The 14,549-nt window shown below is 69.7% G+C and carries 14 protein-coding genes and 1 pseudogene; 9 read left to right on the plus strand and 6 right to left on the minus strand.

Annotated elements, in window-relative coordinates:
• Positions 1 to 123: 123 nt before the first annotated feature.
• Positions 124 to 264 (plus strand): annotated as a pseudogene (locus EAO76_RS45710) (IS5/IS1182 family transposase); the annotation flags it as partial.
• Between the two features lie 85 nt (positions 265 to 349).
• Here EAO76_RS45710 and EAO76_RS00715 read toward each other — a convergent pair.
• Positions 350 to 616, minus strand: a complete 267-nt coding sequence (locus EAO76_RS00715; RefSeq protein WP_148832221.1) for a hypothetical protein — start codon at positions 614 to 616, stop codon at positions 350 to 352.
• A 154-nt stretch (positions 617 to 770) separates the two neighbouring features.
• Here EAO76_RS00715 and EAO76_RS00720 point away from each other — a divergent pair, with 154 nt between their 5' ends.
• Entirely contained in the window at positions 771 to 938 is a 168-nt protein-coding gene (locus tag EAO76_RS00720; protein ID WP_148832224.1) for a transposase, read from the plus strand.
• Between the two features lie 916 nt (positions 939 to 1,854).
• Here EAO76_RS00720 and EAO76_RS00725 read toward each other — a convergent pair.
• Both EAO76_RS00725 and EAO76_RS44215 read right to left on the minus strand, forming a co-directional pair.
• Positions 1,855 to 2,199 carry a DUF6368 family protein gene (locus EAO76_RS00725; RefSeq protein ID WP_148832225.1) on the minus strand — a complete coding sequence of 115 codons (345 nt, stop codon included), beginning with the start codon at positions 2,197 to 2,199 and terminating at the stop codon, positions 1,855 to 1,857.
• Positions 2,196 to 2,354 carry a hypothetical protein gene (locus EAO76_RS44215; protein WP_187438405.1) on the minus strand — a complete coding sequence of 53 codons (159 nt, stop codon included), beginning with the start codon at positions 2,352 to 2,354 and terminating at the stop codon, positions 2,196 to 2,198. Before EAO76_RS44215 ends, EAO76_RS00725 begins: the two co-directional genes overlap by 4 nt.
• A gap of 277 nt (positions 2,355 to 2,631) precedes the next feature.
• On the opposite strand from EAO76_RS44215, the gene EAO76_RS44220 reads away from it, so the two are divergent.
• Positions 2,632 to 3,288, plus strand: coding sequence for a hypothetical protein (locus tag EAO76_RS44220; protein WP_187438406.1), 657 nt, complete (start codon positions 2,632 to 2,634; stop codon positions 3,286 to 3,288).
• Positions 3,289 to 3,611: 323 nt separating this feature from the next.
• On the opposite strand, the gene EAO76_RS00740 is transcribed toward EAO76_RS44220, so the two are convergent.
• Entirely contained in the window at positions 3,612 to 4,385 is a 774-nt protein-coding gene (locus EAO76_RS00740; protein ID WP_148832230.1) for a response regulator transcription factor, read from the minus strand.
• On the minus strand, positions 4,382 to 5,614 hold the full coding sequence (locus EAO76_RS00745; RefSeq protein ID WP_262375198.1) for a histidine kinase: 1,233 nt from the start codon (positions 5,612 to 5,614) through the stop codon (positions 4,382 to 4,384). The genes EAO76_RS00740 and EAO76_RS00745 overlap by 4 nt, the downstream gene beginning before the upstream one ends.
• A gap of 179 nt (positions 5,615 to 5,793) precedes the next feature.
• Here EAO76_RS00745 and EAO76_RS00750 point away from each other — a divergent pair, with 179 nt between their 5' ends.
• From EAO76_RS00750 to EAO76_RS00765, 3 genes are all read left to right on the plus strand, one after another.
• Positions 5,794 to 6,765: an ABC transporter ATP-binding protein gene (locus EAO76_RS00750; RefSeq protein ID WP_148832233.1), complete on the plus strand. Its 972-nt coding sequence runs from the start codon at positions 5,794 to 5,796 to the stop codon at positions 6,763 to 6,765.
• Positions 6,762 to 7,535, plus strand: coding sequence for an ABC transporter permease subunit (locus tag EAO76_RS00755; protein ID WP_148832235.1), 774 nt, complete (start codon positions 6,762 to 6,764; stop codon positions 7,533 to 7,535). Before EAO76_RS00750 ends, EAO76_RS00755 begins: the two co-directional genes overlap by 4 nt.
• A 618-nt stretch (positions 7,536 to 8,153) precedes the next feature.
• Positions 8,154 to 9,497, plus strand: a complete 1,344-nt coding sequence (locus tag EAO76_RS00765) for a DUF4157 domain-containing protein (RefSeq protein WP_148832274.1) — start codon at positions 8,154 to 8,156, stop codon at positions 9,495 to 9,497.
• A 366-nt stretch (positions 9,498 to 9,863) separates the two neighbouring features.
• Here EAO76_RS00765 and EAO76_RS00770 read toward each other — a convergent pair whose 3' ends face one another.
• Entirely contained in the window at positions 9,864 to 10,739 is an 876-nt protein-coding gene (locus tag EAO76_RS00770; RefSeq protein WP_148832276.1) for an aminoglycoside phosphotransferase family protein, read from the minus strand.
• A 338-nt stretch (positions 10,740 to 11,077) separates the two neighbouring features.
• Between EAO76_RS00770 and EAO76_RS00775 the strand changes: the two genes are divergently transcribed.
• Genes EAO76_RS00775 through EAO76_RS00785 form a run of 3 tightly spaced genes read left to right on the plus strand, consistent with a single transcriptional unit; the run spans position 11,078 to position 14,549 of the window.
• Positions 11,078 to 11,392, plus strand: coding sequence for a trypco2 family protein (locus tag EAO76_RS00775; RefSeq protein ID WP_148832238.1), 315 nt, complete (start codon positions 11,078 to 11,080; stop codon positions 11,390 to 11,392).
• On the plus strand, positions 11,392 to 13,557 hold the full coding sequence (locus EAO76_RS00780) for a serine protease (protein ID WP_148832241.1): 2,166 nt from the start codon (positions 11,392 to 11,394) through the stop codon (positions 13,555 to 13,557). Before EAO76_RS00775 ends, EAO76_RS00780 begins: the two co-directional genes overlap by 1 nt.
• A complete protein-coding gene (locus EAO76_RS00785) occupies positions 13,554 to 14,549 on the plus strand; it encodes a MoxR family ATPase (protein ID WP_148832244.1) in 996 nt (331 codons plus the stop codon). The genes EAO76_RS00780 and EAO76_RS00785 overlap by 4 nt, the downstream gene beginning before the upstream one ends.

Genomic DNA, 14,549 nt, shown 5'->3' on the forward strand with positions numbered 1-14,549 from the left:
GTTCCCACCCCCGCCGTCGGTCCCTCCGCCACCGGGCCCACCGCCTCAGCCACCCGTATCCCCGACTTCTTGACGGCGTTCGCCCGTGCCCCGGGCCCGCCCGGCACCGGCTCGCTCAACGGTGTGGCTGGTGTGATCACGGCGTCGGAGCAGTACTGGACAGTTCCGTTCTCCGGGCCGATCCCTTGCGTCTTCGAGAAACCGGTGACGGTTCTGCGGCGCCAGGGTGCGGACACGGTCCGCAAGAGCCGAACGTGGAGCCTCGTCCACGACTGATCACAGGTCGTCCGACAGGTTCTCAGACGGCGCGCGACATCCATCGCCGGTCCGCCGGCACGAAGCCGAGAGCTCAGACCAGCGCGCAGCCCGCGCTCACCACCGGACGTGCCGGGGCATGCAGGGCGGTGGCGGAAAACACCGAAGCGCCGAGCCAGCCCGTTGCCGCGCCCATGCACAGGACGGACAGGCGGTCGAACCGGACGGGCCGACGGGCCCTTCCGTCCGCCCGTCGCCAGCGCATCAACTGAATGGGCAGCAGCAGGGCGAGCACGGACAGCCAGTCGCAGGATTCCCTGCCGGGCCACCAACCGGTGTCCGTCCGCCATCGGACGGACACGCACAGGGAATCCAGCGCGTCGTCGGTCAGCCAGGTGGCTCTATCGACGTCTCACCACAGCGGCTATCGACCGCTGCGGTCGGCGCTGGCCGCGGTTGGCCTCGCGCTCGCTGGTCGTGCCGGTGCTTGCATGGCGAGCGTGTTCGGTGTGTCCGTGAGCCGCAGCACGGTGCTGCGGCTGGTCGAAGCGTTGCCCGACCCTGAAGTCCCGGCCCTGCGGGTGGTTGGCGTCGATGAGTACGCGACTCGCAAAGGGCGTCACTACGGGACTGTTCTGGTCGATGTCGAAAGCCGATGTCCGGTGGTCCTGGTGCCCGAATGAGAGGCGTCCAGCCCGACGGCTTGGCTCGCGAAACGGCCCGGGGTGGAGGTGGTTTGCCGCGATCGGGCACCGTTCTTCGCCGAAGGAGCCGCAGCCGGGGCGCCGCAGGCTGTACAGATCGCGGACAGGTGGCATCCTTTGGCACAACCTGAGCGAGGCCGCAGAGCGGTGCGTCGCGGACCACCGGGGATGCCTGCAGGTCCTGGCCCCAGATCCAGCCCAGCCTGTCCCCGAGCCGGTGAAGCTCGAAGATCCTTCCGGCTCACCCTGGCCGAGGGGACACCGCTTCGCTGACCGCACCCGTGCCAACCATGCCATCGTCCACGAGCTGCTGGCCGCCGGGCTCAGCCGGAGGGCGATCGGCCGCCGACTCCGGATGACCTCCCGTGCCGTCAAGCTCCTCGCCGACGCAGTCACCCCGGAGGACCTGTTCCAGGGGCAGTGGCAGGGCCGGCCATCCAAACTCGACGCTTTCAAGCCCTACCTGGATGACCGCTGGAACCAAGACCGCACGAACGTCTGGAGGGCGTGGGAGGAGAACGTTCCCCTCGGCTATCAGGGCAGCTACCAGCGGGTTCGCGCCTATTTCCGGCAGAAGAGGCTCTCGTCAGGCCCCGTGACGGCTCGACCACCGTCACCCCCGGGTCGTCGCCGGATTGATCCTCCGCCGGACGGAGGCTCTCACCGAGACGGAGCGCCTTCGGCTCAAGGCCGTTCCGATCCACTGCCCTGAACTGGACTCCCTCACCGGCCACGTCCGCTCCTTCAGTCAGATGCTCAGCGAGCGCCAGGGCGAATGGCTGCCGCAGTGGCTCGATGCCGTCCGGCGCGACGACCTCCCTGGCCTCCGTACCCTCACCACAGGCATCGACCGTGACCGTGACGCCGTGATCGCCGGTCTGCCCTGCCCTGGAACTCAGGCGTGGTCGACGGGCCTGTTGCAGAACGCTATGACGTCGACAGCGTGGGTCGGGATGAAGCCGATGAGGGGTTCCTGGTCGACTTCGTCGGCGTACTCAGCCTCGAAGACGGCCTCGTCGCCTATACCGGGTCCCATGAGAGAGACCATGACAGGCCGACGTCCGTCGATGCCGCCTGTGTCTGCTATGCCGAGGCTCTCCGCGTGAATGTTCAGGTCATACTCGCCGACCCGCTTCTCTTCAAAGTGAGATGAGGATCGGACAAGGAGATCCCGGAGCTTCTGGATCGATCCGGGTGGGACAGGCTCCGCCAACTCAATCACCAACGCCGGTCCACTCATGCCGCGAGCCTAGTCATCCAGGCTCCCAGCCCCAACCGATTACTCAGCTCGACCGCTCCACGGGAAGTGAGCCAGAACCCGTCAACCGACAGCACCGCCACCTCGGCGATCGACGGGAACAGCAACTCCCCCAGCCGGAGCACCGTTTCTTCCACGAGTCGAACTGTCAGACATACCGCACCTGGTACGGGTCGGTTCCGGGCAACTTCCCCAGGATCCGATCGCCCGACAACCGTCACTCAGCGTGCGCGTTCCACGGAAAGTGAGCCAGAACCATTTCTCGTGAACATCTACGAGCCTGCTGTTCACCAACTGCTGCCGCAATCAGTGAACAAACGCTGCTGCTGAACGTGAACGAAGCCACCGGCCGTTCCCGTGATCGTCCGGCGAGGGCCCGTTGACTCGCCTGTGCCGTTCGGTCAACATGGCCCGGTGACAGACCAGGCAAAACCATCACCGTTACGGGTCATCACCCTGCTCGCCGTCCTGGCGGGGACACTCGGTCTCTCCGGCTGCGGAAGCGATGACAGCGGCAACACCGCCGCCCCGGGCGCCTCCTCGGCCACGTCGTCGAGTCCGCCGCCCTCCACCACGGCCACCCCCGCGGCGCCACCGTCCCCCACGCCTTCCTGTGTCCGGGGTGACAAGGACTGGCTGGACAGCAATCTGCGTGGGCGCAGCGTGACCGGCTTCCTGCCCATCGAGTTCGGCGGGCCGCCGAAGCTCTGTAAACCCGTGACCGTCCACGTGGGCTATTTCGATGTCTCCTTCAGCACCGTCATGGACGGGGCGAAGCCGAAGCGGGGCTACACGGTGGAGACCGTCGACCGGCAGCGGTTCACCGTCGACGGCTCGGCGCTGGTCGAGGCGAACCCACCTTCGCTCGACAGCGGTTCTGCCTCCTCGTGCACCGGGCGTCTGACGGTCGTGTCGCTCGGCAAGCAGGTGGGGCCCGGCGACATCAAGACCATCAGCTGGTCGCAGTACGAGGGGAGCGACGCCTTCGGGAACGTGGGGATTTCGTTCAAGGAGAACGCGAGCATCGTGCGGTACGACCTGCAGGCCCCGACCGATGTCTCTGCCTGCTGATCCGGCCGACACGACACCCAACTTCCAAGACCCGCAACGAACTTCATTCCGAAACGATCAGCAAGGGCTGTCCCGTAATCCTCGGTGGATCAGCGCGATGTCGGATGCGGTGCATCGCAAGGCGGAGGAACGTCCGCATACTGGATGCATTCGAGTGCTCCGGCAACGCAGCGAGGAGTGGGGGTCTCCCCTGTTCGAGCGCAGCCGAGAGCTTGAGGAAGTAGCTGTCGTCGTGCGCCCGCCGGGAATTACGGGAAATTCCTTACCTGTTGCTGTGCGGGCTGCTGCTGTGGGCCGCACTCGTCGGCGGTCGGGCCGCCCGTTCAGAAACCGGTCGGTGGCCGTGCCGCCGTGACCAGGCCGCTCTCGTACGCGACGATCACCAATTGGGCGCGGTCGCGGCAGTCCAGTTTGGTGAGCAGCCGGCCGATGTGGGTCTTCACGGTGGCGAGGCCGAGGTACAGCCGTTCGGCGATCTCGGTGTTGGACAGGCCTCGGGCGACGAGGACGAGGACTTCGCGCTCGCGTCCGGTCACACCGTCCAGGGTGTTCGGCAGTGGTCGCGAGGGTTGCGGGCGACGGGCGAACTCCGCGATCAGGCGCCGCGTCACCGCCGGTGCCAGCAGTGCGTCACCGGCGGCGACGACCCGTATCGCCGCGATCAGTTCGCCGGGCGGCGTGTCCTTGAGCAGGAAGCCGCTGGCACCGGCCCGCAGCGCGGCGTAGACGTACTCGTCCAGGTCGAACATCGTCAGCATCAGCACCTTGACGTCCGCGGTTCCGGGAGAACCGCAGATCTGCCGGGTCGCCTCGATGCCGTCCATGCCTGGCATCCGTACGTCCATCAGGACCACGTCCGGCAGGTCCTGCCGGGCACATAGCACCGCCTCCATCCCGTTCGCCGCCTCCGAGGTGGCCACCAGGCCGGGTTCGGCGTCGACGAGCACCCGCAGGCTGCCGCGCAGCAGTGTCTGGTCGTCGGCGATAAGGACCCGGACCGGGCCGCCGGACGACTCGGCGCCATGGGGCAGCTCGGCGTCGTCGGGCAGCTCGGCGGGCCGGAACGGGCCGCCCGCCGGTTCGATGGGGCGGGTCATGGGCTCTCCTCGTACGGCAGGGTCGCGTGCACCGCGAAGCCGCCCGCCGGGCGCGGTCCGGCGGTGAGGGTGCCGCCGTACAGGGCGACGCGTTCGCGCATGCCGACGATGCCGTGGCCGCCGGGTGCCGTGGCCGGGGACGTCCGGGACGCCCGGGGTATTCGGGGTGCCCGGTCACCCCCGTCGTCGGTGATCTCGACGCGGGCCTCGTGACCATCCGTGTCGACCGTCACCTCGCAACGGGCTCCTGGGCCGGCGTGCTTGGCGACGTTGGTGAGCGATTCCTGCACTATGCGGTAGACGGTCGGCGCGACTCCGTCGGGCAGGCTCCCGCCGCCGCGCATCGTCAGTCGTGCACCGGCCCGCTCGACGAGTTCGGGGAGCGCGTCGATTCCGGGTATCGGGTCGAGGGACGCGGTCCCGGCCTCGCCCTCGGGGGTGCGCAGCACCCCGAGCATCCGTCGCATGTCGTTCAGCGCGGTACGGCTCGTGCGCTCGATGATCCGCAGCGCGTCGTGCGCCTCCTGCGGTCTGACGTGCAGCACGTGGTTGGCGACACCGGCCTTGACCGCGATCAGGCCCATGCTGTGCGTGACGACGTCGTGCAGTTCGCGGGCGACCCGCAGGCGTTCCTCCGTGACGGCTCGCCGAGCGAGTTGCTCCGCCGCCCGGACGGCGAACGCGCGTCTCTGCCGCACGGCCCGCCCCAGCTCCCAGGTACCGAGCAGGACGGCGCAACCGAGCAGTGGCAGCCCCGGACCGGCCTGCCACCAGTACGCGTCACCGGCGCGCACCGCTCCGACGGCACCGGCCGCGACGAGGACCGCCGTCGCCAGGACGGGCAGCCACCGTTGCCACCAGCGGCGCGACGGCAGGGTGAGGGCGACGGTGTAGAGGGCGAACGCCACCGACAGGAACGGGTCCCACGTGACCCCGCGCGCGACGGCCACGGCGGTCGCTCCCATCACGACCACGAACACGGGCAACGGTCGGATCCTCCGTACGGCGACGGGCACGGTGGCCGCGGCCACGAGCACGATCCGCTCCCACGGCACCGGGTCCGACCCGGGCGGCGCGGCCGACGATGCGCCGGGAGCCGATCCGGTCAGCAGCAGCGCCGCCACGTAGAGGAAAACGAACACGCAGTCCAGGGCGATGTGCTGGCGTCGGCTCAGCCGCCGGGCCAGGATCGGGTGATTGTCCGGTTCCACCTCAGTACCTGCTCGCACCGCTCGACCCTATCCAGGGGGCACGGTTCACCGCCTCAGCCCGGTGGTCGGTTCCGGCCCTCCACCTGTGGTCGGACGCGTTCCCCGGAACGCGGCCCTTCTCCACCCGCGGGTGGAGCGGAGCCGGTCGGCCCCGGGCCGGACGCGGCGGACGCCCCGGTTCGCGGACCATCACCGACATGATCGAAGTGACCGAACTGACCAAGCGCTACGGGAGAACCACCGCCGTGGAGGGGCTCACCTTCCGGATACGGCCCGGTCTGGTGACCGGTTTCCTGGGACCCAACGGCGCGGGAAAAACAACCACGTTGCGCATGATGCTGGGCCTGGACCGGCCGACGGCCGGCGAGGTGCGCATCGACGGCGCACCGTACCGACGGCTGCGCGACCCGCTGCGCACGGTGGGTGCGCTGCTCGACGCCGGGGCCGTGCACCCCGGCCGGACCGCGCTGAACCATCTGCGGTGCCTGGCCCGGAGCAACCGGATCCCGGTGCGCCGGGTCCATGAGGTGATCGAACTGACCGGGCTGTCGGGCGTGGCGAACCGGCGGGCGGGGACGTTCTCGCTGGGCATGGGCCAACGGCTGGGCATCGCGGCGGCGTTGCTCGGCGATCCCGCCGTTCTGGTGCTCGACGAGCCGGTCAACGGGCTCGACCCGGAAGGCGTCCTGTGGATCAGGAACCTCGTGCGGGACCTGGCGGGCCGGGGACGCACCGTCCTGATGTCCAGCCACCTGATGAGCGAGACGGCGCTCACCGTGGACCGCCTCGTCGTCATCGGTCGCGGCCGGCTCCTCGCGGACACCAGCATGGTCGAGTTCGTCGACAGGTACGCGGACGCGGGCGTACGGGTGCGCACGCCGGAACCGCGGCGGCTGCGCGCCGTGCTGAACGGCGCGGGCATCGAGGTCACCGACCGTGCCGACGGCAGTCTGGGCGCGGCGACCGACCCGGAACGGATCGGCGAGCTCGTCGCGGCACACGCGGTTCCGGTGCACGAGGTGACCCGGAGCACCGCGTCCCTGGAGGAGGCGTTCATGCGGCTGACCGCCGACGCGGTCGAGTACCGGGCGGACCGGCCAGGAGGAACGGCGCGGCCGGAGGCGAGCAGGTCAGAGGCGATGGACCGGCCGGGAGGGGTGAACCTGTGACCGGCAACTCGCCCCGGGCGGTGCTCGCCGCCGAATGGATCAAGGTGTGGACCGTGCGCTCGACCGGTCTCACCCTGTTGCTGGCCTTCGCGCTCAGCACCGGCATCGGCACTCTCGTCTCGCTCTCCTGGCGTGCCGACATCGATGGCGTCGTCAATTTCGACCCGCTGGCCGCCGCCCTGTACAGCGTGACTCTCGGGCAGCTCGCGCTCGTCGTCCTCGGCGCCCTGCTCGTCGGCTCCGAGTACTCCTCCGGCTCGATCCGGACCTCTCTGGCCGCGGTGCCGGGGCGCGGTCTGTTCTACGGCGGCAAGGTGCTGGCCGGTGCCCTGACGGCCCTCGCCGCGTCGGCGGTGATCGTCGTCGTCACGTTCCTCACGGCGCAGGCGGCGCTCGGCCCGTACGGCACCACGCTCGGCGCGGACGGAATCCCGGCGGCGCTCGTCGGGGCCGTGGTCCATCTGACGTCGATCTGCGTGATCTCCATGGGAATCACGACCATGGTGCGCAGTGCGGCGATCTCGATGGGGGTCCTGCTCCCGGTGTTGTTCCTCGGGTCCCAGGGGCTCGGCAACGTACCCGCTTTGAAGCCGGTCCTGCGGTATCTGCCCGATCAGGCGGGCCTGGTGCTGATGCACATCGCCGCGCCCTCCGGCGACAGCCGCTTCGGTCCCGGCTACGGCCCCGGAGCGGCCCTCTGCGTCCTCCTGGCCTGGACGGCAGCCGCGCTGATCGGCGGCTACCTGGTCCTGCGTCGGCGCGATGCCTGAGGCCCGGTCGGCCCTTCGCATCGTGATCGTCGTGGTGGTCGTCCCGGGCGCCCGTCGAGGCATCAGTCGAACGGAACTTCGCGCGGCTCCAGCAGTTCAAGCGGCTCCGGGCCCGCTACGAGGTACGAGCCGGCCTCCTTCCAGGACTGCTCCGACTCGCCTGTGGCACGATCTGCTTGAGACGACTCCGCACATCGTTCCGAAACGATCAGTCAGAGCATCTGCTTCATGGGTCGACCCGTAACTGATCCGGCGTCGCTTGACTGTTGGGCGTTCTCTCGACAGCTGACCGCCACCCGCTTCGTGTACGGCAACGGGAGGCGGCATCCGTACGGCCCGGAACTCCGCCCCGGGCGTCCCCCCGGGGCGGACGCCCGCTGCGGAGGACCGTGTGCCGGGCCCGGGTGGCTTGCCGAACATGGCCTCGCGGGCAGCGGACACGGCCCCGCATCTGTCCTCGGAGCCCTTCCCCGACGGGCCGGCATGCGTGTTCTGTGGGTCCGATCCACAGCTGTATCGCTGACACCGAAAGGCACCCCGTTGCCATACCACGGTCCACAGCCCGCAAAGCAGATACGCCGGCAGCCCAGCCAGACGGCCGCGTCAGGACAGACCGTGATGACGCCCGTGGGACTGATGGCGCTCCAGGCCGGCGCCGGCAACGCCGCAGTCGTCCAGATGCTCCGCCGGGCCGGCCATCCGTGGGCTCAGCCCGAGGAGCACCAGCACACCGCCGAACGTGGCCGGCGACGAAGCGGCCAGAACACGTCCGCCGTGCAGCGGTCCGCCGTTCATGACGTCCTGCGCACCCCTGGCCGCCCCCTCGACGACACCACCCGCACCGACATGGAAGTCCGCCTCGGCGCCGACTTCTCCGACGTCCGCATCCACACCGACAGTGCGGCGAAGGCCTCTGCCGCCGGAGTCGGTGCCCGCGCCTACACGAGCGGCAACCACATCGTCATCGGCGGCAACGGCGCCGACAAACACACCCTCGCCCACGAACTCACCCACGTCATCCAGCAGCGTCAGGGCCCGGTGGCCGGGACTGCCCGGGGTGACGGGCTACGCGTCAGCGACCCTTCCGACCGGTTCGAGCGGGAGGCGGAGGCGACGGCCAGACGCGCCATGTCCGTGTCCGCTCCTCACACCGGAACGGCCTCGGAACCGGCCCCTGAGCAGCGGTCGGCGGCTACTTGGGACGGGGCGGTCCAGCGCGCTCTGGACAAGGGGGACATCGACAGGTGGAGGGAGAGGCTGGGGCTGACGAGCTCCCCCATGGTGGTCGAGGTACCCGCGCTCATGTCCGCGGACACTCCCTTCTCCCAGTATCCGGCGGACTGCCGCGTGAACCTCACTCCCGAGGCCGAGTCCTTGAACGTGAATGAGGTGACCGGGATGCCCGGCACCGATGCCGGACAGATCGTTTCCGCCGCAGGCGGTGGAGCCTACCTTGAGCAGCATCGGATCCTGCTGGTCAACCACGAGGTGACGGGTGACTACACGAAGAATCAGACGATCATGCATGAACTCGGGCACCAGAAGCAGCAGGAGGGAGGTATCGACATCAACCAGACGAGAAACAGCAAGGCGTTGGTCGAGTACCACAACATCATCTGCAATGAAAACGTACTGACCCATGCGGAGGACAATCAGGCGAAGCCCCGATTCTTCTATTCGGGGAGGGGCGACAGTTCGCTCTCCTCGAACACGAAAGAAAAGATGAAGGAGGCCGGCTGGATCCCCACCCCCAACAACATGTGGGATCTCATGCAGCGGCATGTGAGTGAACTGGCGAATGACAACGAGAAGAGGCTGCTGCAGGAGATCACGGCAGCACTGGACAGCGAAGAAAACGCTGCCCGCTACGGCGAGAAGACAGGGGGCAATTTTTCCAAGAGCTACAAGGATTCGATCAAGGCCAACCTTGCAGGTCTCTACTTCACCGGGAAGTACGCATGACCTTCGAAGACGTCCTGATCCGAAAAGACCTGGGTCCGGACGCGTCGAGAGCTCGTGACACGATCTTGCTGAAGCGTCCTGGTCGACCGCGACCGGTGTGATGATTCGGCCGTTCGTGAGGGTGTGGGTGCTCGGCCGTGGATCGTGGACGACGAGTTGTGGGTGCTGATCGGGTCGTTGCTGCCGCCGTGGCCGGAGCGGCCGACGAACTCGACTGGTCACGGGCCTGTGTGAACGGTTCCCACATCCGCGCGAAAAGGGGGCCCGGCTCCGGTCCGTCGTCGGTCGACCGGCGGAGAACGGAGCGAAGGGCGTTCCGTCCCTGCGGAGAGCGGGGTACCGGGCGATCGGGAGTACCGGCTGTGCTCACCGGGCCAACGTGAGCAGTTCATCGATCACCGGCTCCTCACCGCCGCTACCGAGGTGGGCGATGGCCGCGAACGGTGCGATCACCTGGCTCCAGGCATGGAGCCGGTCGCCGTCGAGCCCGCACGCCTCCGACACGCGCGCGCAGCGGGTCTCGACGCCCTCCAGTCCGGCGCCGGCCACGACGTAGTCCACGGCGTCGAAGCACGGATCGCCGATACAGGCTTTCGGGTCGATGGCCATGAGACCGCGCTCCGGGCCGCCGTCGAGCACGTTGCCCAGGTGCAGGTCGCCGTGGAGCAGCACGGTTGTCGCTTCCGTGTCCAGCAGTCGCTTGCACCGTCGGATGGCCCTGTCCCACACGGTGATGTCCATCCGTGCACTGATCGTGGGCTCGGACAGCCGCCTGCCGACCCGGGTGAATGCCTCCTCGCACCGTTCACGCAGCACACGTGTCGGCAGCGGAGGCGGAGTGACCCCGTGGAGGGCGGCGAGCAGATCCGACCACTGTTCCGGAAGTGGGGCTGCGGGCACGTCCTCCGCCGGCGTTCCGGGCACGATCTCCTCCAGCACCATTGCGCCCGCCTCCTTGTCGAAGGCCAGCACACAGGGCACCCGGCCCGAGGCGGTGAACCACTCCAGCATTCCGACCTGTTCGGCCAGCAGGGCCCGCTCCGGACTGATCTTCAGCACCGCGGGTGTGCCGTCGGGCCAACGGCACCGCAACGTGACCGACGAAGCACCGTCCGGTAGGGATTCGCCGAGCGAAAGTCCCCACTGGGACGTCAGCCGTGCGATGAGATCGGGCGCTTCGGCGCACCAGTCGGCAACCTGGGGACCGAATCGACGTACCAACCGAGCAGTGACGCTCTCCACATCCACCAGCAGTCGTTTCACGCGGGTCAGTCTGCCGCTCGCGTGATCTTTGTCCACCGTTTTTCCACCCCTCGCCGTGACCACGAGTCGGCGGTGGGACGCCCCGCACAGCTGCGTCGAAGTCCCACGTCCGGCCACCGCCCGAATCCGGCTCCTCCCCCGCCGCCCGCTGGTTGGTCATCCCGCCGGCACGGGATCGTCACGCGATGCCGGGCGCGGATCCGCCGCCCCGACCCGCCGGGCACGCGCCCCGACGCACCTGTTCTCCGAAACCCGGGCGCCCGGACCCCAAACCTTGGCAGACTACTCCGCAGGCACAACGCGCGTCGGGGGTGTGGATGGCGGGGATCGGTCTTGCCGCAGCGATCGAGGAACTGCGACAGGAGCTCTATCAGGCGCAGGACCTGGGGGCGGACCAGCAATTCGCGTTCGGCGTCGAGGAGGCCGAACTGGAGCTGCAGCTGGAGCTGCGCGACAGTGGCAAGGGGGACGGCAAGTTCAGCTTCGGTGTGGCGACCGTCGGCGTGGGCGGTGAGCACTCCACCGTCCGCACCCACAGGCTGACGCTGAAACTTTCGGTCCGGGACCGGGCCCGCGGCGGATCCAGTCCCGAGATCGGCGATACCGAAACCGGGTCCTGGGACGAGGAGTGATGGACCCGCACAGACTGGTGCTGATCCGCAGCGGAACCACGCGGCTGCGCCGTCGCGTCGGCTCCGGCTATCTCGTCGCACCCCGTCTGGTGCTCACCGCCGGGCACATCCTCCGGGACCGCGAACGCGGCTCCTACTGGGAGGAGATCCAGGTCGGAGTGGGACACCCGGGCCGCGGTGAGACGCTGCGCACCAAAGCGGAGCTGATCTGGGTCCATCCGCAGGACCTGGACGTCGCTCTGCTGCTCACGCACGACGAGATCGGCGTGCCTGGGTCGGTTCGGTGGGGCCATCCCGTGGGCACGGCTCCGCTGCGCTACGAAGGACTGGGTTTTCCGCTGGCATCCGCGGAGGACGGTCGTGATGCCGAGCACCTCCGTGGTGTCCTGCCTCCGCTGTCGTCCGGGGCCCGCGGCCTCTACGTGCTCGACCAGGAGCCCGCACCCGACCTCCGCGGCGACGGCCGAAAGGCCTGGGGAGGCGCCTCGGGAACCGCGGTGTTCTGCGAGGACCATCTGGTGGGCGTGGTGATCCGCGACGACCTTTCCTACGGCAACCGCCGTCTGCGGGCCCTCCCGGCGCACTGCTTCGTCCGGGACGACGGCTTCGAGGCGCTCCTGCGGCAGTACGCCGACGGTCCACCCCGCCTGGCCGAGATCGGCGCCGCCCTCCCGACGGCCCGGCCCGCTGCGGAACGCGGCCCGGCCGAGCAGGAGACCGAGCGGCTCCTGTGGTCGGTGCTCGGCGGCCGGATCACGTACGCGACGCATGCCCGCGCCCTCGCACGGCGGCTCGGATACACCGTCCCCGACGGCCACGAACCGACCGTGCCCGACCTCGCGGCACTCGTGGCGGCCCATCCCCGCGCCCTGCCCTCCCTGAGCAGCACCCTGGCCCCGGCCCTCACCGGCGAGGGCGAGCGCACCCGCCTGACGGACGCCCTCACCCGCGCCCGTGCCGGCGGGCTGTGCCTGCTCCTGTCCATGGACGAGTGCAAGCACCTGCTGGAGTTGCTCCGCGGCATCTGCAAGGAGCAGCCCACGCTGATACCTCGCGCCGCCCGCGAGGCCCTGCGCTACGCCTGGCTGCCCGACCCGCTGAATCGCACGCATCTCTGCGCCGACGACCTCGAACCCGTCGTCGAGCACCTGGAGTCCGTCTCCGACAGCGAGCGCGTACCGGACGGCACACCGCCCGTGCCGGCCCTGCTCCGCCTGGTCGAATGCGTGGCCGCCGCCCTGGGGAGGGAAGCGGGCGCGGAGCTGCGCGGCTGGTCCGATCGGGTGGCCGCCCGGACCGGTATCCATCCGGCGGCGCTTGCCGAGCGCCGCACCGACGCCGATCGCTGGGCCGCCCGGCAGCCGTCCCCCTTCTCCCGTGTCGTCGTCGAAGTCTCCCGCGCTCGGACCGAGCCTCGCGAGAGCTACTACTGCCGCATCCTGCTCGCCCGCGCCGACGGCACGCACACCTCCCTCCACGAGGCGGAGAGCGCGCCGAGGACGCCCGAGGAAGTGGCCCGGCGGGTGCGCGACGCCGTCGAGGTCGTCGCGGACGAACTCGGTCCGACGGCCACGCCCCACGCGACGGTTCTGGTGGCCCGCGACAGCCTCCATCTGCCCATCGACGAATGGAACCCCGGGGCACCCAACGAGTTCGTGCCCGACCAACCGATCGGCGCCGAGTTCTGCATCACCCTGAGTTGCCCGGAGATGAGCGACCTGGTGCGTGGCAGAGAACGTGAGCACCGGCGGCGTTGGGAGAGCGGACACGCGGCCCCCTTGGTGGTCGACGACGAGCGTGTCACCCGGCCACGGCTCAGGCGGCTGCTGCAGACCACTCACCGTGATGCCACCCAGGTCGTGCTCCATGGTTCCCCGGAGCAGCGGAACGCGCTGCTCGAACTCTGCCTGGCGCTCGGCGTCCCGGTCGTCCTCTGGGACCGGCGGGCCGACTGCCCCGCGGACGCGGCCGGGCTGCGACAGCTGGACCCCACCGGCCCGCTCGCCGATCTGCCCGAGCGGGTCCGCGTCTTCCGCGGGACGGCGTTCGACGAGCCGGAGACGCTGCCGGCTCGCCCCGCACTCGTGTGGGAGGAACACGGCCGGCGACCGCGGCCCGAATCGCTGACCCTGCAGGACCCTCCGGAWGGAGCCCACGCGTCATGACCGCCACAGAATCCGCTGCCACCGGCCGCCCCGCCCCGTCCCACGACGGGGACTGGCGGCTCTTCCGGGGTGATGGGACGCCCCGCGCGGTCCCCTTCCCGTCCGCCCCGCCATGGCGCCGGCTCCATCCGGAGGAGCCCGACGGCTCGCGGACCGCACGCCCCCGCCCGTACCTGATCGACCCCGACGACGCGGACATCGTCAACGCCGCCCTCCACCTGCGCCGGCCTCTGCTGGTCACGGGACATCCCGGTACCGGGAAGTCCTCCCTGGCCCACGCGATCGCCCACGAGCTCGCCCTCGGCCGTGTCCTGCACTGGCCGGTCAACAGCCGATCGAGCCTGCAGGACGCCCTCTACCACTACGACGCGATCGGCCGGCTGCGGGAAGCGAACCTCCGCCGGGACACGGACGGCCCCGAACCCGGCATCGGCCAGTACGTCCGTCTCGGTCCCCTGGGCAACGCGCTGCTGGCCCGGGACCGGCCCAGGGTCCTGCTCATCGACGAGCTGGACAAGGGGGATGTCGATCTGCCCAACGACCTGCTCACCGTGTTCGAGGAGGGCGAGTTCGAGATTCCGGAGCTCAGCCGTCTCCCCGAGGAACACTCCACGGTCCATGTCCGGACCGACGACCCGGACGCGCCGGCCCCGGTGGTCCGCGGCCGCGTCCGCGGCCGTGAGTTCCCCGTCGTGGTCATCACCAGCAACGGTGAGCGGGAGTTCCCGCCCGCCTTCCTCCGCCGGRGCGTCCGTCTCGACCTGCCCGAGCCCGACGAGGAGCGGCTGCGGGACATCGTCGCCGCGCACCTCGGCCACGAGGCGCTCCACGACATCGACGACCTGCTGGACGAGTTCCTCGGCCGCCGCGCGCCCGGAGAACTCGCGACCGACCAGCTCCTCAACGCGGTCTTCCTGCGCAAGGGCGGCGTCGATCTGGACGCAGGCCGGCTGCTCGACGCCGTTCTGCACCAACTCGGCGGGGCGGTATGA

Source organism: Streptomyces sp. sk2.1, from assembly GCF_008120935.1.
Lineage (GTDB): Bacteria > Actinomycetota > Actinomycetes > Streptomycetales > Streptomycetaceae > Streptomyces.